The 18,068-nt window shown below is 66.9% G+C and carries 20 protein-coding genes; 12 read left to right on the top strand and 8 right to left on the bottom strand.

The window, feature by feature from the left end; genetic code table 11:
* Positions 1-18: 18 nt before the first annotated feature.
* The 3 genes from AB4059_RS01300 (at position 19) to AB4059_RS01290 (ending at position 1,598) form a co-directional block, all read left to right on the top strand.
* Complete coding sequence (locus tag AB4059_RS01300; RefSeq protein WP_498975885.1) at positions 19-852, top strand: helix-turn-helix transcriptional regulator; 834 nt, start codon at positions 19-21, stop codon at positions 850-852.
* A gap of 78 nt (positions 853-930) precedes the next feature.
* Positions 931-1,080 (top strand): hypothetical protein, encoded by a 150-nt coding sequence (locus tag AB4059_RS01295; RefSeq protein WP_498975883.1) that lies wholly within the window; start codon positions 931-933, stop codon positions 1,078-1,080.
* Between the two features lie 53 nt (positions 1,081-1,133).
* Positions 1,134-1,598: a GNAT family N-acetyltransferase gene (locus AB4059_RS01290; protein WP_498975881.1), complete on the top strand. Its 465-nt coding sequence runs from the start codon at positions 1,134-1,136 to the stop codon at positions 1,596-1,598.
* On the opposite strand, the gene AB4059_RS01285 is transcribed toward AB4059_RS01290, so the two are convergent.
* The 4 genes from AB4059_RS01285 to AB4059_RS01270 form a co-directional block, all read right to left on the bottom strand.
* Positions 1,555-2,250 carry an ATPase gene (locus AB4059_RS01285; RefSeq protein ID WP_498975879.1) on the bottom strand — a complete coding sequence of 232 codons (696 nt, stop codon included), beginning with the start codon at positions 2,248-2,250 and terminating at the stop codon, positions 1,555-1,557. The genes AB4059_RS01290 and AB4059_RS01285 overlap by 44 nt on opposite strands.
* On the bottom strand, positions 2,250-2,606 hold the full coding sequence (locus tag AB4059_RS01280) for a type II toxin-antitoxin system Phd/YefM family antitoxin (protein ID WP_498975877.1): 357 nt from the start codon (positions 2,604-2,606) through the stop codon (positions 2,250-2,252). The genes AB4059_RS01285 and AB4059_RS01280 overlap by 1 nt, the downstream gene beginning before the upstream one ends.
* Positions 2,607-2,692: 86 nt before the next feature.
* Positions 2,693-3,028 (bottom strand): zinc ribbon domain-containing protein YjdM, encoded by a 336-nt coding sequence (locus AB4059_RS01275; protein ID WP_498975875.1) that lies wholly within the window; start codon positions 3,026-3,028, stop codon positions 2,693-2,695.
* A 39-nt stretch (positions 3,029-3,067) separates the two neighbouring features.
* Positions 3,068-3,643 (bottom strand): hypothetical protein, encoded by a 576-nt coding sequence (locus AB4059_RS01270; protein WP_498975873.1) that lies wholly within the window; start codon positions 3,641-3,643, stop codon positions 3,068-3,070.
* 151 nt (positions 3,644-3,794) lie between these two features.
* Between AB4059_RS01270 and arsC the strand changes: the two genes are divergently transcribed.
* From arsC to AB4059_RS01255, 3 genes are read left to right on the top strand one after another with little or no spacing between them, the layout of a single operon-like run.
* Positions 3,795-4,139, top strand: coding sequence for an arsenate reductase (glutaredoxin) (gene arsC / locus AB4059_RS01265; protein WP_498975871.1), 345 nt, complete (start codon positions 3,795-3,797; stop codon positions 4,137-4,139).
* Positions 4,140-4,158: 19 nt separating this feature from the next.
* Positions 4,159-4,914: a bestrophin-like domain gene (locus AB4059_RS01260; protein WP_498975869.1), complete on the top strand. Its 756-nt coding sequence runs from the start codon at positions 4,159-4,161 to the stop codon at positions 4,912-4,914.
* Positions 4,915-4,919: 5 nt separating this feature from the next.
* Positions 4,920-5,594 carry a GNAT family N-acetyltransferase gene (locus AB4059_RS01255; protein ID WP_498975867.1) on the top strand — a complete coding sequence of 225 codons (675 nt, stop codon included), beginning with the start codon at positions 4,920-4,922 and terminating at the stop codon, positions 5,592-5,594.
* 11 nt (positions 5,595-5,605) lie between these two features.
* On the opposite strand, the gene AB4059_RS01250 is transcribed toward AB4059_RS01255, so the two are convergent.
* From AB4059_RS01250 to AB4059_RS01235, 4 genes are all read right to left on the bottom strand, one after another.
* Positions 5,606-7,234, bottom strand: coding sequence for an FMN-binding glutamate synthase family protein (locus AB4059_RS01250; protein ID WP_498975865.1), 1,629 nt, complete (start codon positions 7,232-7,234; stop codon positions 5,606-5,608).
* Between the two features lie 34 nt (positions 7,235-7,268).
* Positions 7,269-8,549 (bottom strand): nucleotide sugar dehydrogenase, encoded by a 1,281-nt coding sequence (locus AB4059_RS01245; RefSeq protein ID WP_498975863.1) that lies wholly within the window; start codon positions 8,547-8,549, stop codon positions 7,269-7,271.
* A 71-nt stretch (positions 8,550-8,620) separates the two neighbouring features.
* Positions 8,621-9,313 (bottom strand): SOS response-associated peptidase, encoded by a 693-nt coding sequence (locus AB4059_RS01240; RefSeq protein ID WP_498975860.1) that lies wholly within the window; start codon positions 9,311-9,313, stop codon positions 8,621-8,623.
* 30 nt (positions 9,314-9,343) lie between these two features.
* On the bottom strand, positions 9,344-9,526 hold the full coding sequence (locus tag AB4059_RS01235; protein ID WP_498975857.1) for a hypothetical protein: 183 nt from the start codon (positions 9,524-9,526) through the stop codon (positions 9,344-9,346).
* Positions 9,527-9,595: 69 nt separating this feature from the next.
* Between AB4059_RS01235 and ligD the strand changes: the two genes are divergently transcribed.
* The 6 genes from ligD (at position 9,596) to AB4059_RS01205 (ending at position 18,065) form a co-directional block, all read left to right on the top strand.
* Positions 9,596-12,118 (top strand): DNA ligase D, encoded by a 2,523-nt coding sequence (ligD, locus tag AB4059_RS01230; protein WP_498975855.1) that lies wholly within the window; start codon positions 9,596-9,598, stop codon positions 12,116-12,118.
* 916 nt (positions 12,119-13,034) lie between these two features.
* Positions 13,035-13,655, top strand: a complete 621-nt coding sequence (locus tag AB4059_RS01225) for a Calx-beta domain-containing protein (RefSeq protein WP_498975853.1) — start codon at positions 13,035-13,037, stop codon at positions 13,653-13,655.
* 298 nt (positions 13,656-13,953) lie between these two features.
* Positions 13,954-14,475 carry a Csu type fimbrial protein gene (locus AB4059_RS01220; protein ID WP_498964884.1) on the top strand — a complete coding sequence of 174 codons (522 nt, stop codon included), beginning with the start codon at positions 13,954-13,956 and terminating at the stop codon, positions 14,473-14,475.
* Positions 14,476-14,521: 46 nt separating this feature from the next.
* Positions 14,522-15,268: a fimbrial biogenesis chaperone gene (locus AB4059_RS01215; protein WP_498975851.1), complete on the top strand. Its 747-nt coding sequence runs from the start codon at positions 14,522-14,524 to the stop codon at positions 15,266-15,268.
* Positions 15,256-17,568, top strand: a complete 2,313-nt coding sequence (locus AB4059_RS01210) for a fimbria/pilus outer membrane usher protein (protein ID WP_498975849.1) — start codon at positions 15,256-15,258, stop codon at positions 17,566-17,568. Before AB4059_RS01215 ends, AB4059_RS01210 begins: the two co-directional genes overlap by 13 nt.
* Positions 17,565-18,065 (top strand): spore coat protein U domain-containing protein, encoded by a 501-nt coding sequence (locus AB4059_RS01205; RefSeq protein WP_498975846.1) that lies wholly within the window; start codon positions 17,565-17,567, stop codon positions 18,063-18,065. The genes AB4059_RS01210 and AB4059_RS01205 overlap by 4 nt, the downstream gene beginning before the upstream one ends.
* Positions 18,066-18,068 lie beyond the last annotated feature (3 nt).

Here is an 18,068-nt window from a genome sequence, read left to right as displayed (position 1 = left end):
GGTCCACGCGACGCGCCCATGTCCGAATTCGCCATCCACCTGCTGTTGCGAACGCCCACTGTCGCAGTGCGGGATGTCGTTTGCGCAGGAACCCATCGTCACTTGGGCGATGAAGAACGCTCGAGTACCACCGAGCTCGTCTTTCCGTATCGCGGCACGTACGTCGTGCATGTCGGCGAAGAAGAGGCCGTGGCCGATGCGAGCCAGGTCCTGATCTTCAATCGCGGGGAAAGCTATCGCGTGCGTCATCCGAACCCGGGTGGCGATGCCAGCCTGGCGATCGCAGTGGACGAAGCGCTGTTGCAGGAAATCGCGCCGAAGCACCTGTTGCGCGAGGGAGATGCGTTCGCGTTCCGCCTGCATCGGCTGCGCATCGACGCGCGCGCGCAGGTTCTCGTCGCCCTGCTCCGCCACAGCCTGCGCGAAGGGATCGCCGAACCGCTCGAAGGCGAAAGCCTCGCCCTGACGCTGGTGCAACGCGCGATCGGGCCGCGCACGACGCATGCCGCCGCCTCGAGTGTCGGCCGGCAACGCCTGGTCGATCGCGCCAAGCTCGTGTTGATGCGCGACCTCGCGCGACGCTGGACGCTGGCGGGGGTCGCCGCCGAAGTCGGCGTTTCGCCGGTGTATCTCACGCAGAGTTTCCAGCTGGTCGAGGGCATGCCCCTGTATCGCTATCAACTGCGGCTGCGCCTTGCGCGTGCGCTGGATCTGCTGAGTGAAGTCGAGGACCTGACGACGCTGGGCCTGACGCTCGGTTTCTCCAGCCACAGTCATTTCAGCGCGGCCTTCCAGCAGGTGTATGGACGCTCGCCGTCGGAGTTCCGGCAGACCGCGTTGCGTCGTCGCTAAAGATTCCGAAAGCGCGCCGATGCGCCCTGGCGGTTCAATGCACCTACCCGCTACGGGTACGCCCCCTGGAGAACCACCATGTCCCAGAAGACTTGCGCCGCCTGCGATTACCCGCTCGACGAGAACGCCATCGAGGTGAAAGTCGGCGGCCAGACCGTCGAAGTGTGTTGCGAAGAGTGCGCGACGAGATTGAAGGAAGCGCACGTTTCGGCCAGGCAGGAAGGCTGATCGTCGATTCGGGCGCGCTCCGCACGACGCGGGGCCGCCCTTACACTCCGGACATGATCGCGATCCTCGACGCCGCCTTCCCCGAAGACCTCGACACCGTGCGTGCTCTGTTTCGCGAATACGCAGCTGGCCTGGACGTGGACCTGGACTTCCAGGACTTCGACGCCGAACTTGCGGCGCTGCCCGGCAAATACGCGCGGCCCGAAGGCCGGCTGCTGCTCGCGAAGGAGAACGATCGGGTGCTTGCCTGCATCTGCATGCGCCCCTTGTCCGGGGCCGATTGTGAAATGAAACGCCTGTATGTCCGGCCGGACGCCAGAGGCCATCAATTGGGCCGCCGCCTCGTGCAACGCCTGTGCGACGAAGCGAAAAGCGCCGGCTACACGCGCATGTTCCTCGACACGCTGCCGACGATGGCGACCGCGCAACAGTTGTATGCGGACCTTGGCTTCGTACCGACCGAAGCCTACGTGTTCAACCCCGTGCCCGGGACGAAGTTCCTGGTGCGCGCTTTGTAACGCGTTGCGCGTGTCCCGCGGTTTCCGACAGCGAGAGCGCGGCTTCGATCAGCGGCTTTGCCCACGCGGGCGTGCGGATCAGATCGTCCAGGTCCATCGGCCATGCGATCTTGCCGTGTTCCATTTCGAGCACGCGCACCGGATCGGGAACCGCCTTGCCACGCGCGACATCGACGCTGTTGTCGAAGACGTGCAGCGCCGCGATATGGGGCATGAGCGCGATGAGGTTGGCGCGTGCGGCCGGCCAGCGTTCGCGGATCTTGCTTTCGGGAATCGGATGGCCGCCCGCCGACACGCGCAGTGCGACGCGCGCGATGTGTTGCTCCGGGGAGGCGAGCCCGACGAACCAGACGATGACATCGTGCGTCGCCGTGGCGAGCCGGATTTTCGCCGGCACGGTGTTGCCGCCCAGCGTGGTTTCGAACGCGAAGGAAGCGTTGCCTTCCAGGGCAAGATCGAAGCGACGCATGCCTTCTTCCCACGCTTGCGCGTTGGCATCGACCTGGTCGCACCCGGTGGCTTCGCGCAAGGCGCGCGCGAATGCATCGGGGTTGTACCAGTCCAGCCCTTGCGCCTTCAGCAGGTGGCCACCGATCGAACTCTTGCCTGCCCCGTTCACGCCTGCCAGGACGAACAAGACCGGCCGCGGCATCAGTCGGTCGCCCCCGACTTCACCTTGCCCGACAGCTTCGCGCCGCCGCGCGCCACCTTGCGCAGGCGATCGCCGGCGTCGGGCGCCTGCAGCGCGGCAAGGCGCGCATCGAATCGCGTGCGCAATGCATCGAGCGCGGCCTGGTCGCTTTGCGCGGCGGCGCGGAAGGCTTCGAGGATCGCGTCGTAGGCTTCCATCGAAAGGATCACCGCCTGCGGCTGGTTGTGGTTGGTCACCACCACCTTGCCCTTGCTGGCGATCGCCTGCATCAGCGCGCGCCAGCCGAACTTCTTGACGTCCGAGGCGGGCGTATGCGGCAGGTCTTCGATCGCATCGAGCTTCAGCGTCAGCGCCATGTCCGGCTCCTGGGGCGGGAATGGGCCGAATCTACCCCTTTTTGGACACAAAGGCCATTTTGGCCTTTTTCACCCCCGCCCGCGCCTCACGCCTTGCGCAGGAAGCAGGTCTTCAGCACCAGGCCCTTGATCTTGTCGGAGTGGCCTTCGATATGTTCGGCATCGTCGGGCACCAGGCGGATGTGCTTGATCACCGTGCCCTGCTTGAGCGGGATCGAACTGCCCTTGACCTTCAGGTCCTTGATCACGACGACCGTGTCGCCGTCGGCGAGCGTGTTGCCGTTGCTGTCGCGTACCACCAGCGCGGCGACCGCCGCGTCCTCACCCGCCACCGGCCATTCGAATCCGCAGTCGGCGCAGACGTGGTTGGCCCCGTCGACGTAGGTGTTCTGAAGCGTGCATTGCGGGCAAGGCGTGGACATCGGGCGGGCTCGTGCGCGGGCCCGCCATGATCGCATGGCTCACTCGGTGCGCTGGGCGTCCCGCCAGGCCTGCATGTCGCCTTCCAGCCGGCCCAGGACCGTGCCGTATTCCTCGCTGCGGCCGATGTCGCGCGTGCCGGCGAAGTATTCGTCGACGACCTTGTCGCAGGTCGCGCCGTCCTGCTTGCCTTCCGGGAACCAGCTTTCCATGGTGGCGATCGCATCGGCCTTGGCCTGCGCCATGACGCCGTCGCGATACTGCGTGGCCGCCGCTTCGCCCTGCTTGACCTGGACGATGGCGCGCTGCAACTGCACGTAGCCCTTGGCCGCGCCGACCGTGGTTTCGTTGTGCTGCCACCAGCGATTGCGGGCTTCGTCGGCGCGCAGCGCGTGGGCGACGTCGATTTCGCTGCAGTGTTTGGCGACCACGTTGGTCAGCATCGCGCGCGAAAGCGCGAAGCCGGCCGCGGCGTCGCGCGCGGCGTTGACCGCGGGCAGGAAGCCGGCGTCGCTGGAATAGCGGCTGTCGACCACGACCTGCGGCTCGGCCGCGTCGACGACCAGCGCCGTGCCGCATGCGCACAGCGCGATGGCAAGAATCAAACCCCGTTTCATTGCGTACATCCCCGACAGTCGGCTTCCCCAAGCCACGGACCGACGTTATCGCGGGAAGTTCATGCATTCAACGCGTTTTTGGTGCGTTGTGCGCATTCAGTGTGCAAGCGGCCGCAATTATTTTTTCGCGGGCCGGACCTACAATGCCGGCATGGACAAGTTCTTCCACAATCCGCGTTGTTCCAAGTCGCGCGGCGCGCTCGCGCTGCTGGCCGAACACGGGGTCGAACCGGACGTCGTCGCCTATCTGGACACGCCCCCCAGCAAAGCCGAGCTGCGCGCGATCGTCCGCAAGCTCGGCCTGCCGGCCCGCGCCCTCCTGCGCACCGGCGAGGACGCCTACAAGGACCTCGGGCTGGCCGACCCGTCGCTGGACGAGGCGGCGCTGATCGACGCCATGCACGCCCATCCCATCCTCATCGAGCGCCCGATCTTCGTCCGCGGCGACCGCGCGGTCATCGGCCGCCCCATCGAGAACGTCCTGCAACTGCTCTGACCGGGAGTACATTGCGGCCATGTGGACGAGCCTGATCATCGCCGTGGGCTTCGTGCTGGTCGCCTTCTTCGCCGCCGTCCTGCCCGCGGCGTGGATGCGCCGGCACCACGGGCACGAGCACCCCGGCGAAACCCGCGATCTCGCGCGCGACATCACCATGCGCCTGGGCGTATTGCACGGCCTGATCCTCGGCCTGGTGTTCGGCCATGTCGTCTCGCAGGCCGGCGAGTTGCGCGCGGACCTGCGGACCGAGGCCGCGGCCGTCGAACACGCCTACTTCCTCGCCCGCGATTACCGCGCGCCCGCCGTGCAGGCCGCTGCCGCGCGCTACATCGATGCGGTCATCGACCAGGATTGGCCGGCGCAGGAAGCCACGGGCCAGGTCAGCGCCGCGGGCTGGGTCGCCGCCCGCGCGTTGCAAGGCAGCGTGCTCGCCCTTGCGCCGACCAGCCGCCGGGAGCAACTGCTCGCGCAGGCGCTCGAAACCGATCTGTGGACCATCCAGCGCCAGCGGCAGATCCGCGGTTACGAATCGGCGATGCACGTGCCCTTCGAATTCTGGTTCGCGGCCATCGTGGGGCTCGCGCTGATCGGCGCCCTGATGTTCATCTATTCGCCGTCGCGCAAACACCTGTTGATCGTCGGCACCTACGCGCTGTATTCGGGCCTGGTGCTGTACATGATCCACGACCTCTCGCGCCCCTTCGGTGGCTTGGTGCGCGTGGAACCGGACGCTTTCGAACAAGCGCGCGGCGCGATCGCCTCCGGACTCTGATCGCCATGGACGACCTCGACAACCCCATCCACGCCGCCTTGCGCACCTTGCACCACGGCATCGCGATGCAAGCGGGCGTGGCGCTGCGGTATCCGTCTGCGTATGCGCCGTTCTTCGCGGTGCCCGACGAATCCAGCGACGTCGACGATGCGCTGGACGCGTTGATCGCCCCGGTGGAAACCGTCTACCTGCTGGGCGTGGCCCCGAAGCAGATGCGCGACACGAAGATGCACGCCTACCCGCCGCTCGCGCAGATGGTGTGCGATGCGCCGCTGCCGGGCGTCGACGGACCGCCGATCATCCCGCTGGGCTTCGACCATCGCGATGATGTCCTCGCACTCACCGCATCGGTGTACCCGCACTACTTCCGCCCGCGCACGATGGAAATGGGCCGCTACTTCGGCATCTACGAAGGCGGCCAGCTCGCGGCGATGATCGGCGAACGCCTGGGTTCGACGACCACGCGCGAAGTCAGCGCCGTCTGCACGCACCCGGACTGCAACGGACGCGGTTATGCGCGGCGATTGATGGCCTTCCTGACCAACGACCTGATCGCGTCGAACGTCCAGCCCTTCCTCCACGTCAGCCACGAAAACGAGCGCGCGAAGGAAATGTACGAGCGCATCGGTTTCCGCCTGCGGCGCGACATCGGGTTCTGGTCGCTGCGCCACGAGCGCTAGACCCGCTTGGACTAGACCGATTTGCCGATCCGCATCGCGCTGACCTTCGCCGGCGCATCGAAAGTGTCGCTGCGCGCGTCGGCCCAGAACTGCTGGAATACGGCGTGGTCGGGCACCGTCGTCAACAATTCGCCCGGCGTGAGGAAGTTGTAGATCGCCGCGAGCGAGCGCACTTCGATCGGCGACACGCGACGCAGGATGTGTTCGGGCCCGAGTTGCCCCGGATGATCCAGCCCCGCTGCGCACAATAGATCGCGCAAGGCATGCACGGTGTTCTGGTGGAAGTTGTGGACGCGCGTGGCCTTGTCTTGCAGGTCGAGTTGTTTGAAGCGGCGCGGGTCCTGCGTCGCCACGCCCGTCGGGCATTTGTCGGTGTGGCACGAGAGCGACTGGATGCACCCCAGCGCGAACATGAAACCACGCCCGGCGTTGCACCAGTCCGCGCCCATCGCCATGGTCTTGGCCATGTCGAACGCGCTCACGATGCGCCCCGCCGCGCCGATGCGGATCTTGTCGCGCAGGTCCAGGCCCACCAGCGTGTTGTGCACGAGCATCAGCGCTTCGTGCATCGGCACGCCGACGTGGTCGATGAACTCCGAGGGCGCCGCGCCCGTGCCGCCTTCGGCCCCATCCACGACGATGAAGTCTGGCAGCAGGCCGGTTTCATGCATCGCCTTGGCGATGCCGAACCATTCCCACGGATGGCCGATCGCGAGTTTGAAACCGGTCGGCTTGCCGCCGGAGAGTTCGCGCAGTTTCGCGACGAATTGCAGCAAGCCCACGGGCGTGGAGAACGCCGAATGCTTGGCCGGCGACACGCAATCCACGCCGGGTGCGACGCCGCGCGTATCGGCGACTTCCTGCGTGACCTTCGCACCGGGCAACACGCCGCCATGGCCGGGCTTGGCGCCCTGCGAAAGTTTCACTTCGATCATGCGCACCGATTCGCGCTGCGCGGCGATCGCGAACTTGTCGGGATCGAACCCGCCCTTCGCATCGCGGCAACCGAAGTAACCCGAGCCGATCTCCCAGACCAGGTCGCCGCCATTTTCCAGGTGATACGGCGAGATCGAACCCTCGCCGGTGTCGTGGTAGAACTTGCCGCGCCGCGCGCCTTCGTTCAACGCGCGGATCGCGGCGGCCGACAACGCGCCCCAGCTCATCGCGGAAATGTTGAACACGCTGGCCGAATACGGCTTCGCGCAATTGGGGCCGATGTCGATGCGGAAATCGTCGGTGGGAATCGCCGCCGGCGAGAGCGAATGGTTGATCCATTCGTAGTCGACGCTGTAGACATCGTGCAGCGTGCCGAAGGGGCGGGTGTCGCGCACCGACTTGGAGCGTTGGTAGATCAACGCGCGCTGCTGGCGCGAGAACGGCGTTTCGGCGATGTCCGATTCGATGAAGTACTGCCGCATTTCCGGGCCGATGGATTCCAGGCCATAACGGAAGTGCGCGAGCACGGGGTAGTTGCGGCGCAGCGTGCTCTTCTTCTGGAACAGGTCGACCGTGCCGATGGCGGCCACGCCCGCGGCGACGACCAGGGCCCAGGCCCACGTGGGATCGCGAAACGCGACCCAGGCGAAGACGACGGTGAGGACCAGGCTCGCGATGTACAGGAAGTAGCGACTGAGGGACATGCGACCTTCTTCGTGGGGTCCACTGCGCGTAGGTCTAGAGCCGCGCGTCCACCGCATCCTTCGGGAACACGCCCTTGATGTCGTAGTACACGGTGCGTTCGTGGCCCAGGCGGCGCAGGCCCGCCACGCCCATCGCCTTGAAGTCATCATGCCCCACGGCGATCACGACCGCGTCATAGGCACCCGCAATGGGGTCCTCGACCAGGCGGATGCCGTATTCCTGCAGCGCCTCGCGCGGATCGGCCCACGGGTCATGGATATCCACGACCGCGCGGTACTCCTCGAGTTCCCCGGCCAGCTCCACCACGCGCGTGTTGCGCAGGTCGGGGCAGTTTTCCTTGAACGTCAGGCCCAGCAACAGGATGCGCGCGCCGGCCACCGTGAGCCCGCGCTGCACCATCAGCTTCACCACCTCGGCGGCGACCTGGTGGCCCATCGCATCGTTGATGCGGCGGCACGCCAGGAGGATGTCGGGGTAGTAGCCGTGCGCCTGCGCCTTCTGGATCAGGTAGTACGGGTCCACGCCGATGCAATGCCCGCCGACCAGGCCGGGCCGGAACGGCAGGAAGTTCCACTTGGTGGAGGCGGCCGCCAGCACTTCGGTCGTGTCGATCCCGAGGCGATGGAAGATCAGCGCGAACTCGTTCATCAACGCGATGTTGACGTCGCGCTGCGTGTTCTCGATCACCTTGGAGGCCTCGGCCACCTGGATGCTTGAAGCCTTGTGCGTGCCGGCGGTGATGATCGTCGCGTACAACGCGTCGACGAAATCCGCCGCCTCGGGCGTGGAGCCGGAGGTGACCTTCGGGATGTTGGTCAGGCGGCGCTCGCGGTCGCCCGGGTTGATGCGCTCGGGGCTGTAGCCCACGGTGAAGTCGTGGTTGAAGCGCAGGCCCGAGGCGCGTTCGAGCTCGGGGACGCAGATCTCTTCGGTCGCGCCCGGATACACCGTGGATTCGTAAACCACCACGTCGCCGCGCTTGAGCACCGCGCCGATCGTCCGGCTGGCGCTGATCAGCGGGCTGAAGTCGGGGCGCTTGTGTTCGTCGATCGGCGTCGGGACGGTGACGATGAAGACGTCGCAGTCGCGCAGGTCCGCCGGCGATGCGCTGAAGCGCAATCGCGCGGCGTGCGCGAGTTCGTCCGGCGTCACCTCGCGGTTGCGGTCGCCCTCCCCGCCCTGCAGCGAGGCCACGCGCGTGGCGTCGATGTCGAAGCCCAGGGTTTCATGCGCGCGCCCGAAGGCGACGGCGAGCGGCAAGCCGACGTAGCCCAGGCCGATGACGGCAATGCGTGCCGATGCGACGTCCCGCATTGGATCTCCCCCCAGCTCTGGCATTCGTGGCCGGCGGGAGTTTGGCACGCAGTCACTTTTCAGGGAAATGCTCAGGGAAACAGGCCGTCGGCGGCGCACGGCATGGGAGCGACCAAGTGCGGACCCTGGTTGCGTACGTTGCCGACCGCCGGGTCGACTTCATGGAACACCAGCGCAGGCTCGGGCACGGCATGCGCGATGGCCATCGCCTCGTCGGCGTCGCCGTGCAACCAGTCGTGCAGCACCTCGGGCGGGAGGATCAGCGGCATGCGGTCGTGCACGGGGCGGATCACCGGATCGGCCGCGCGCGTCACGATGCTGTAGGTCAGCAACGCGCCGCCGGCGCCATCGGGCCGCGTTTCCCAAACGCCACCGAACAACATCACCGGTGCGTCATCGAGGTGGACCCAGTGCGGGCGCTTCTTGCCGTCGATCACAGGCCACTCGTAGTACCCCGATGCGGGGACGAGTGCGCGACGTTGTTTCCATGCGCCGCGGAAGGCGGGTTTCTCGGCGATCGATTCCAGGCGCGCGTTGATCGTACTGAAGGCCAGCTTGGTGTCCCGCTGCCACGGCGGGAGCAGGCCCCAACGCATTTCCTGCACCAGCCCGCCATCGCCGTGCGCGACGATGACCGGATGCGGATCGGTGGGAGCGATGTTCCAGGCCGGCGTCGGGTCTTCGTCGGGCACGACCAAGTCCAGCATGTGCGAAAACGCGCGCACCTGCTGCCACGTGAAGTCACGGGTGAATCGGCCGCACATGCGGGGATGCTAGCGCAGGCGGCGGAGGAACTAGTGCTTGCGGTCGCCCCGGTCGCCCTGCCCCGGCTCGGCGTCGTGCTTGGCGTCCTGATGCTGGTCCTTCGCGAGCGAGCGCCCCAGGTCGTCGGATTCGGCGAACCGCCCCTTGTTGTCGCGCCGCTGCAGGCGCTTGTCGCCGGGGTTGGGTTGATTGAGTTCGCGTTTGTCCGCCATCACGATCTCCTTCGCATGCCTTGGATAGCGTCCTGATACCCCGCTTCGGCGTGCAGGATTCGTGACGAAATGAGCCTCACCGAATACCGCCGCAAGCGGCATTTCGAGAAGACGCGCGAACCGTCGCCCGAAGCGCGCGCACCGGCGAAGAAGGCCGCCAAACGCGCGACGCCCGTCGTCCACCGCCCGATCTTCGTCGTGCAACTGCACCACGCCTCGCGCCGGCATTACGACTTCCGCCTGCAGGTGGGCGACGCGCTCAAGAGCTGGGCCGTGCCCAAGGGCCCGAGTTACGACCCGAAGGTCAAGCGCATGGCCGTGGAAGTGGAGGATCACCCGCTGTCCTACGCGACCTTCGAAGGCGACATCCCGCAGGGCGAATACGGCGGCGGCCATGTCGCGCAATTCGACCACGGCGTGTGGACCACGCCCTTCGATCCCGAAGCGCAACTGGCCAAGGGCCACCTGCGGTTCGAATTGTTCGGCGACAAGCTCAAGGGCGAATGGCACCTGGTGCGTTCGGGCAAGCCCGCGCGCCAGCCGCAGTGGCTGTTGTTCAAGGAGGACGATGCGTATGCGGGCAAGGTGGAAGCCGATGACTTGCTGGGCGACGTGACGCCGCCGAAGGGCAAAAAGGTCGCGAAGAAAGCGGCGAAGAAGGTCACTCCGAAAACACGCCGCAAGGTCGACTGGGCCGCCAAAGCCGCGAAGCTGCCCGGCGCGAAAAAGGCCACGTTGCGCAACGAAGCCTTCGAACCGCAACTGGCGAAACTCGGCGAGACCGCGCCCAACGGCGCGCAATGGATCCACGAAGTGAAGTGGGATGGTTATCGCCTGGTCTCCACCATCGTCGACGGCAAGGTCCGCATCTGGTCGCGCAACGCGATCGAATGGACGGACAAGGTGCCCGAGTTGCGGGGTGCGCTCGAGCAACTGGGCTTGAAAAGCGCCGCACTCGACGGCGAGCTCATTGCCGGCCGCGGTACACAGGCCGATTTCAACCTGCTGCAGTCCACGCTGTCGGGCGACGAACAGGGCGGCCTGGCCTACGTGTTGTTCGATCTGTTGCACATCGATGGCATCGACATCCGCAAGGCGCCGCTGACCGAACGCAAGGCGCTGCTCGAAACCCTGCTCGCCACACCGATCCCGCACCTGTCGTACAGCTCGCACGTGCCCGGCGATCAAGGCGCGGAGGCGTTCGCGCTCGCATCGGAACAACAGTTCGAAGGCATCATTTCCAAGCGCGCCGATCGACCCTATACCGCCGGCCGCAGCGACGACTGGCGCAAGACCAAGCACCTGGATTCGGACGAGTTCGCGGTGGTCGGTACGACGAAAGGCCAGGGATCGCGCACGGGTTTCGGGTCGCTGCTCCTCGCGCGGCCCGACCCGACGCACGGCTGGGTGTATGCGGGCCGCGTGGGCACGGGGTTTTCGAGCACGCAGTTGCGCGAGTTGTCCAAACACATCGGGGACATCGGATCTTCGAAGCCGAGCGTGCACGTGCCGATTCCACTGGACGCCGAGCTCAAGCGCGCGACTTGGTTTCCGCCGCTGTTCGTCGTGGAGGTGTTCATTCGCGGGCTGGGCAACTCCGGCATCCTGCGGCAGCCCTCGTTGAAGACCGTGCGCCTGGACAAGGACGTCGGCGACCTGCTCGACTCCGATCGCGGGAAGCCGGCGAAGAAAGCCGCGAAGAAAACCGCCGCGCGCGAACGCGCCCCGGCCCCCGACGTGCGCCTGAGCAGCCCGACCAAGATCATCTTCCCCGATCGCAACATCACCAAGCAGCAGGTGGCCGATTACTACAAGGCCGTCGCGCCGCGGCTGTTGAAGGAAATCGCCGGCCGCCCGTTGTCGGTCATCCGCTGCCCCGATGGCGTGGGCAAGGCGTGCTTTTTCCAGAAGCACCATACGGCGGGGCTGGAGATCGTGCGCTTCGTGCGCCTGAAGGAAGAAGCCGGCATCAACGCGAATTACCTGGTCGTCGACGATGTCGCGGGCCTGATGGAACTGGTGCAGTTCAATTCGCTCGAGTTCCATCCGTGGGGCGCGCACGCCGATGATCCCGACCGCGCCGATCGCGTGATCTTCGATCTCGACCCCGGGCCGAACGTCCCCTTCGCCGAAGTCAAACGCGCCGCGACGCACGTGCGCGACTTGCTCGCACAGCTGAACCTCGAATCCTTCCTGCGCGCGACCGGCGGCAAGGGCTTGCACGTCGTCGTGCCGTTGCAGCCGGCGAACGATTGGAAGCTGGTCAAGAAGTTCGCGAAAGGTTTCGCCGAAGCGCTCGCAGGTTCCGATCCGGAGCGTTACCTCGCGACGGCGACCCTGAAATTGCGCCCCGGCAAGATCTTCGTCGACTACCTGCGCAACGGGCGCGGCGCGACGGCCGTGGCCTCGTATTCCTTGCGCGCGCGTCCCGGCGCGCCCGTCGCGGTGCCGCTGGCGTGGTCCGAACTCAAGGCGCTCAAGCGCGGCGATGCGTTCGACATCGACAAGACGCTCGCGCGCATCAAGCGGCAGCGCAAGGATCCGTGGGCAGGCATCGACACGTTGCGTCAGGATCTGTCGGCCTGGGGCTGAAGGCTGAACGCCGCGTTTGCGCGGATTGTGACGGCGGCTGCGGAGTCAGTTTCCGGGCGTTGACCTGTGGGGACGGCAGGCGGAAGGTCGGTCCGATTCGTCGCCCGAGTGATCGCCATGGCTGCCCGCGCCCTGCCCTTGTCCCTCATTCCGCTCGCACTGTGCCTGGCGGGCCTGGCGCACGCGCAATCCTGCCCCGCGGTCAACGCCCCCGTGCAGGGCGCGCCCATCGCTGCACCGCTGCCCGTGTTCTCCGCCGACAACTGGTGGAACACCGACATCTCGCAGGCGCCGGTGGATGCGAACTCCGCCAACTTCATCAACTTCATCGGCGCCACGCGCAGCCTGCATCCGGATTTCGGCGGCGAGGAATCGCCGGGAAGCCAGGCGGTGTACGGATTCCCGTACGTCGTGGTGAATGGCGCGACGGCGAAGTCGGCGGTGACTTTCGATTACTGGGACGAAAGCGACGGCGTCAACCTCTCGACCGGCCAGGGCGTTCCGTTCTATCCGATTCCCGCGAATGTCGTTTCGCAGGCGCACTGGATGGAAGGCGGCGCGCCGGGCAGCGTCGACCAGCGCAACGACAACGATCGCCACATCCTGATCGTCGATTGCACCAATCGCACCTTGTACGAGTTGTACAACGCCTGGTATTCGACGGCGCAGCAGCGCTGGTACGCAGGTTCCGGCGCATTCTTCGACCTCAAGCGCAGCGACCGCCGCCCGGAAGGCTGGACCTCGGCCGACGCCGCGGGGCTCGCGATCTTCCCCGGCCTGGTGCGCTACGACGAAGCGGCGAATGCGAACGTGCCGGACATCCGGCACGCCTTCCGCGTCACCGTACGTACCAGCAACGGCCACGTCTTTCCCGCGTCGCACACCGCGGGCAGCACGAGCGGCGCCTTGCCGATGGGTGCGCCTGCGCCTGAAGCGCAGCGTCAACGGCGCCGACCCCGCGTTGCGTACCACCGACCCCATCGCACGCAAGATCTTCCGCGCGATGCAGACCTACGGCCTGATCGTCGCCGACAACGGCTCGGACATGTACATCTCCGGCACCTTCGACGTGCGCTGGAACAACGGCACGCTCAATCCGGCCTTCGGGGGATTGAAGGCGAGCGATTTCGAAGTGGTCAAGCTGGGTTGGAAGCCGAGCGTGCCGGCACTGTCGATCGCCGATGCGGCGATCACCGAAGGCGATGTGGGCACGAAGGTGTTGCGATTCACCGTGCGCCTGTCGGCGGCCGCGACGTCGAATGTCACCGTCTCGCTGGCCACGCGCAACGGCACGGCGCTGTCCGGCAGCGATTACGTCGCCGCGACCGGTTCGCTGACCTTCGCGCCCGGGCAGACGGTGCGCACCTTCGACGTGCTCCTCAATGGCGATCGCACCCGCGAGGCGAACGAGACCTTCCAGGTCGTGCTTTCCAACGCGGTCGGCGCGTCGATCGCCGATGCGAGCGCGACGGGCACCGTTTCCAACGACGACGGGCTTCGCACGGGTGGGCCGGGGCAAATGACGCCGGCTGGATGAGCATTGATGAGGTGAGCATCGGTCACCTCGCCACCCATGGCGCGCTTCACCTAGTGACTTCTTGTCACCCTGACACCGCGCGTCATGTGTACTGACGCGCATTGACACCCCTTTCACAGCCATGAATAGGGTGTCTTGCTGAACAGAATGGGTACTTTTCTGTGACGTACGTCACAGTTTCGTGCACCAAGTGAGTACCAGTCGTGGTTTTCGTTGCGACCCAATTCGTCCTTCACTAGGTTTTAACCCCGGCGGCACCCCCTCGGTGACCGCAACGCCACAACCTTGGGGACTTCCAATGCGTACCGCTCTGCTTGCCTGCGCCGTCACCGGCGCGCTGTTTGCTTCCGCCTCCGCCCAGGCCGCTTCGTCGACCGGCAACCTCAACGTCTCGGCCACCGTGAACGCTTCGTGCGTCGTGGTCGGCGCGGGCACCATGGACTTCGGCAACTACGATCCGGCCGGCGCGAACAACGCCACGGCCAAGGACGTCGACGGTACCTTCAACGTGCGCTGCACCAAGGGCACCTCGGCCAAGATCTGGCTGCTCGAGGGCAACAACAAGACCGGCACCTCGAGCTGCACCACGCCCGAGCGCCAGATGGCCTCCGGCGCCAACCGCCTGGCCTACTTCCTGTACCAGAACACCGGCCGCACCACGCCGTGGGGCTGCCTGGACGCGTCCTCGCCGACCGCCTACGTCTCCGCCAGCTCGAACACCTCGGCGGCGCAGACGGTCTATGGCCGCATCCCGGCCGGCCAGGACGTCGCGGTTGCGGCGAACTACGCCGACGTCGTGACCATCCAGCTGAACTTCTGATCCACCCCGCCCCGCCGCAAGGCGGGGCTTTCGGTTGCACATCCGCATGATCAAGCTCCGCACGCGCGCACGCGCGGCCGCGTTGGCCGCGCTCGTTCCACTGGCCTGCTTCGGTGGCGTCGCCTCCGCGGCGCAATTCCGCATCAGCAACGTTCGCCTCCACCTGGACGCCGCCACGCCGGTGGACACGATCGTGCTCACCAGCGAAGACGCCAACGACGTCACCTTCGAGGTGCACGTCATGCGTTGGACGCAGGGCGCGGATGGCAAGTGGGACCAGTCGCCCTCGCAGGACCTGGTCGTGCATCCGCTGATCCTGAAGATGCCGTCGAAAGGCGAAGCCCGCCTGCGCGTGGGCAGCATCTCGCCCACCGTCACCGCCGAGCACGCCTATCGCGTGGAGCTGCAGGAACTTCCGGGCCCGCGCGCCCAGACCGCGAACGGCCAGGTGCGCATGCTGACGAAGATCAGCCTGCCGGTGTTCGTCGAACCGCCGGGCGCGAAGGCCAACCCGACGATCCAGGTCAAGGGATCTTCGCTCGTGCTGGGCAACACCGGCACCGCCTACCTGGCGCCCACCGACGGCATGCTGACCCTGCGCGATGCGAAGGGCCGCACGCTGCACACGCTCAAGATGGACACGAACTACGTGCTGCCCGGTGCGAGCCTGCCGTTCAAGGCCGAGCTTCCGGCGTCGGCCTGCGCGCATGCGGCCAGCGTCGAACTGGCGCTGCCCGACACCAAGCCGATCACGGCCGTGGTTTCCCCCGGTAGCTGGCGATGCGCGCCCTGAAGGCCTCCGCGCTGCGTCGCGGTCTGCTCGCGACCGCGCTCGGCTTCGCCATCGTCGGTCCCGTGCACGCGTTGCCGGGCGACGAGATCCTCCTGCTCGACCTTTGCATCAACGGCCGCTGCGTCGGCGTCGCGCCGGTCATCGCGCGCGGCGACGACATGCTGGTCGACATCGCCGCGCTGCAAGCCGGCGCGATCGACACCACGGGCGTCACGCCCGAAACCGTCGGCGAGCGCACCTTCGTCTCGCTGCACCAACTCAACCACGGCAGCACCTTCAAGGTCGACCGCACGCTGCTGCGCCTGGACCTGAAGCTGCGCGCCGATCGCCTGCCGCGCCAGCGCGTGTCGATGGCCACGCGCGCGCAGTCCGAAGGCGGCGCGCAACCGTGGAGCGCCTATCTGAATTACGCCGCGTCGGTGAACGACGACGGCGACGGCCTGCTGTTCGTCGACGGCGCCGTCGGCCGCGGCAATGCCGCGCTGCGCAGCACCGCGCAGTGGGATCCGCAGTTCTCGTGGCGCCGCGGACTCACGCGTTTCGAACTCGACCAACCCGACGCGTTGCGCCGCTGGACGGTGGGCGACCAATACGCGGTTCCGCGCGATGCCTTGGGCGGCGGGCGCCTGATCGGCGGCGTCGGTGTCGAACGCGCGTTCGATACCGACCCTTACCTGGTGACCTTCCCGCAGCCGTATTACACCGGCGTGCTCGAAAGCCCGGGCACGGTCGAGGTCTACGCCAACGGCGTGCTGGTCGGCAAACACGACGTCAATGCGGGCCCCTTCACGCTCGAACAGCTCGGCGTGCAACCCGGGCGCAACGACGTGCGCGTGATCGTGCGCGATCCATTCGGCAATCGCAGCGAACTGGCGACGCAAACCTATTACGGCGGCAGCCCGAGCCTGTTGGCCAAGGGCCTGGACGAATACCAGCTGCGCATCGGCGCGCCGCGCAACGGTGGCGGCCTGGGCGGTGGCTACGACGACGCGGCCGCGTGGCAGGGTTGGTATCGCCGCGGTCTGTCGGATTGGTTCACGCTCGGCGGCCGTGCCGAAGGCGACGAGAACGTGCGCAACGCCGGCGTCGACGCCGCGATCCGCACGCCGATCGGCGAGTTCGCGCTCGCGTGGGCCGGCAGCGATGCCGACGGCCAGGGCCGCGGCAGCGCGCACGCCATCAACTATTCGCTCGGCATGCGCAGCTGGTCTTTCGGCCTGGGTTCGCGCCGCGCCGATGCCGATTACCGCACGATCGCCGATCCGACCGCGTTCCTCCTGGGCGCGTTGCGCGAAGACGACTACGCCTCCCTCGCCTTTTCGCCGACCAACCGGATGTCGGTGCAATTCAACGCCGGCCGCCAGCGTCGCGACGTGCTGCCGGTGGAACGCACCGTCGGCGGCACCCTTTCCTACACCTTGTGGGATCGCGGCCAGTTGTTCCTCACCGCGCAGCGCCGAGAGTCCGACCTGTTCCGCGACACCTCCGTGCAGTTGAGCCTGAACATCGCCTTCGACCGCACCAGCGTCAACGTCACCGCGCGCCAGCGCGACGATGGCGATACCACGCGCCACGGGTACGGCCTCAACGTGCAGCGCTCGCGCCCGACCGGCACGGGCTTCGGCTACTACGCGAGCGTGAACCGCGATGGCGACATCGACTCCGCGTTCGGCCACGCCGAATACCAGAACCCCTACGGGCGCTTCGCGGTCGATGCGCAGTCCTTCGACGGCAAGACCAGCGGCAGCCTGCTCGCGACCGGTGCGCTGGTCGGCATCGGTGGCCGCATGTTCCTGACTCCGCCGGTGGAAAACGGCTTCGCGCTCGTGCGCGTGCCCGGCCTGGCCAACGCGCCGATCCTGCGCGAAAACCAGTACGTCGGGCGCACCGACGCGCACGGCGACCTGCTCGTGCGCGAACTGCTTCCCTTCCACGCCAACAGCGTGTCGATCGACGAAACCGGCGTGGATGCGGCCTGGTCGATGGATGCGCCCGCACGCGAATTGAGCGTGGCGCGCAACACCGGCACGGTGCTCGTGTTGCAGGCCGCTGCCGTGCACGCGGTCACCGGCCACTTCGCCTATGCAGGCGGCGCGCCGGGCGATGAAGTGCAGGTCGGCGGCGTGGCCTCGGTGATCGGCACCGACGGCATGTTCTACGTCGACAACGTGGGCGCCGGCGCGCAGCCCGTTCGCATCGACACCGCGTCGGGCACGATCCAGTGCACGCTCGACGTGCCCGCGGCCAAGAACCCGGGCGTCGTCGAACTGGGCACCATCGCGTGCGGGGATGCCCGATGACGGCGCGGATCGTGATGGTCGTGTTGCTCGGTGCGCTGGCGTGGTGCGCGCCGACGATCGCGCGCGCGCAGGCGTGCCTGGTCGTCGACACGTCGATCGCCTTCGGCGCGTTCGACCCGACCGCCGGCGCCGCGAAGACCGGCCAGGGCACCGTGCGCGTGGGCTGCCTGCTCCAGCGCGTGCCCGTGACCATTCGCCTGGGCACCGGCCAATCGCTTTCCTACGCAAGCCGCGTGATGAAATCGCCGGCCGGCGGTTCGATGACCTACAACCTGTACACCACCGCCACGCTCGGCACGATCTGGGGCGATGGGATCACCGGCGGCACCGGCACCGTCCAGTGCACCACCGGCGACGACAGCGCCAACGGTTGCGATGGCCAAACGGGTTTCATTTTCTACGTCACCTATCCCGTGTACGGGAAGATCGACGCCGCGCAGCCCAACGCCAGCGTCGGGTCGTACACCGACGATGTCGTCGTCACCATGATCTACTAGACC

Source organism: Lysobacter sp. 2RAF19 (assembly GCF_052115395.1).
Lineage (GTDB): Bacteria > Pseudomonadota > Gammaproteobacteria > Xanthomonadales > Xanthomonadaceae > Noviluteimonas.
The sequence above is the reverse complement of the archived record's forward strand: the minus strand, read 5'-3'. Positions and strand labels throughout refer to the sequence as shown.

Bases quoted from the DNA above. Each gene is read 5' to 3' on its own strand.
- AB4059_RS01245 (WP_498975863.1), bottom strand. From the start codon at position 8,549: ATGCGGGACGTCGCATCGGCACGCATTGCCGTCATCGGCCTGGGCTAC.
- AB4059_RS01290 (WP_498975881.1), top strand. From the start codon at position 1,134: ATGATCGCGATCCTCGACGCCGCCTTCCCCGAAGACCTCGACACCGTG.
- AB4059_RS01235 (WP_498975857.1), bottom strand. From the start codon at position 9,526: ATGGCGGACAAACGCGAACTCAATCAACCCAACCCCGGCGACAAGCGC.
- AB4059_RS01250 (WP_498975865.1), bottom strand. From the start codon at position 7,234: ATGTCCCTCAGTCGCTACTTCCTGTACATCGCGAGCCTGGTCCTCACC.
- arsC (WP_498975871.1), top strand. From the start codon at position 3,795: ATGGACAAGTTCTTCCACAATCCGCGTTGTTCCAAGTCGCGCGGCGCG.
- AB4059_RS01260 (WP_498975869.1), top strand. From the start codon at position 4,159: ATGTGGACGAGCCTGATCATCGCCGTGGGCTTCGTGCTGGTCGCCTTC.
- AB4059_RS01240 (WP_498975860.1), bottom strand. From the start codon at position 9,313: ATGTGCGGCCGATTCACCCGTGACTTCACGTGGCAGCAGGTGCGCGCG.
- AB4059_RS01275 (WP_498975875.1), bottom strand. From the start codon at position 3,028: ATGTCCACGCCTTGCCCGCAATGCACGCTTCAGAACACCTACGTCGAC.
- AB4059_RS01270 (WP_498975873.1), bottom strand. From the start codon at position 3,643: ATGAAACGGGGTTTGATTCTTGCCATCGCGCTGTGCGCATGCGGCACG.
- AB4059_RS01285 (WP_498975879.1), bottom strand. From the start codon at position 2,250: ATGCCGCGGCCGGTCTTGTTCGTCCTGGCAGGCGTGAACGGGGCAGGC.
- AB4059_RS01255 (WP_498975867.1), top strand. From the start codon at position 4,920: ATGGACGACCTCGACAACCCCATCCACGCCGCCTTGCGCACCTTGCAC.
- AB4059_RS01205 (WP_498975846.1), top strand. From the start codon at position 17,565: ATGACGGCGCGGATCGTGATGGTCGTGTTGCTCGGTGCGCTGGCGTGG.
- ligD (WP_498975855.1), top strand. From the start codon at position 9,596: ATGAGCCTCACCGAATACCGCCGCAAGCGGCATTTCGAGAAGACGCGC.
- AB4059_RS01210 (WP_498975849.1), top strand. From the start codon at position 15,256: ATGCGCGCCCTGAAGGCCTCCGCGCTGCGTCGCGGTCTGCTCGCGACC.
- AB4059_RS01280 (WP_498975877.1), bottom strand. From the start codon at position 2,606: ATGGCGCTGACGCTGAAGCTCGATGCGATCGAAGACCTGCCGCATACG.
- AB4059_RS01215 (WP_498975851.1), top strand. From the start codon at position 14,522: ATGATCAAGCTCCGCACGCGCGCACGCGCGGCCGCGTTGGCCGCGCTC.
- AB4059_RS01295 (WP_498975883.1), top strand. From the start codon at position 931: ATGTCCCAGAAGACTTGCGCCGCCTGCGATTACCCGCTCGACGAGAAC.
- AB4059_RS01300 (WP_498975885.1), top strand. From the start codon at position 19: ATGTCCGAATTCGCCATCCACCTGCTGTTGCGAACGCCCACTGTCGCA.
- AB4059_RS01220 (WP_498964884.1), top strand. From the start codon at position 13,954: ATGCGTACCGCTCTGCTTGCCTGCGCCGTCACCGGCGCGCTGTTTGCT.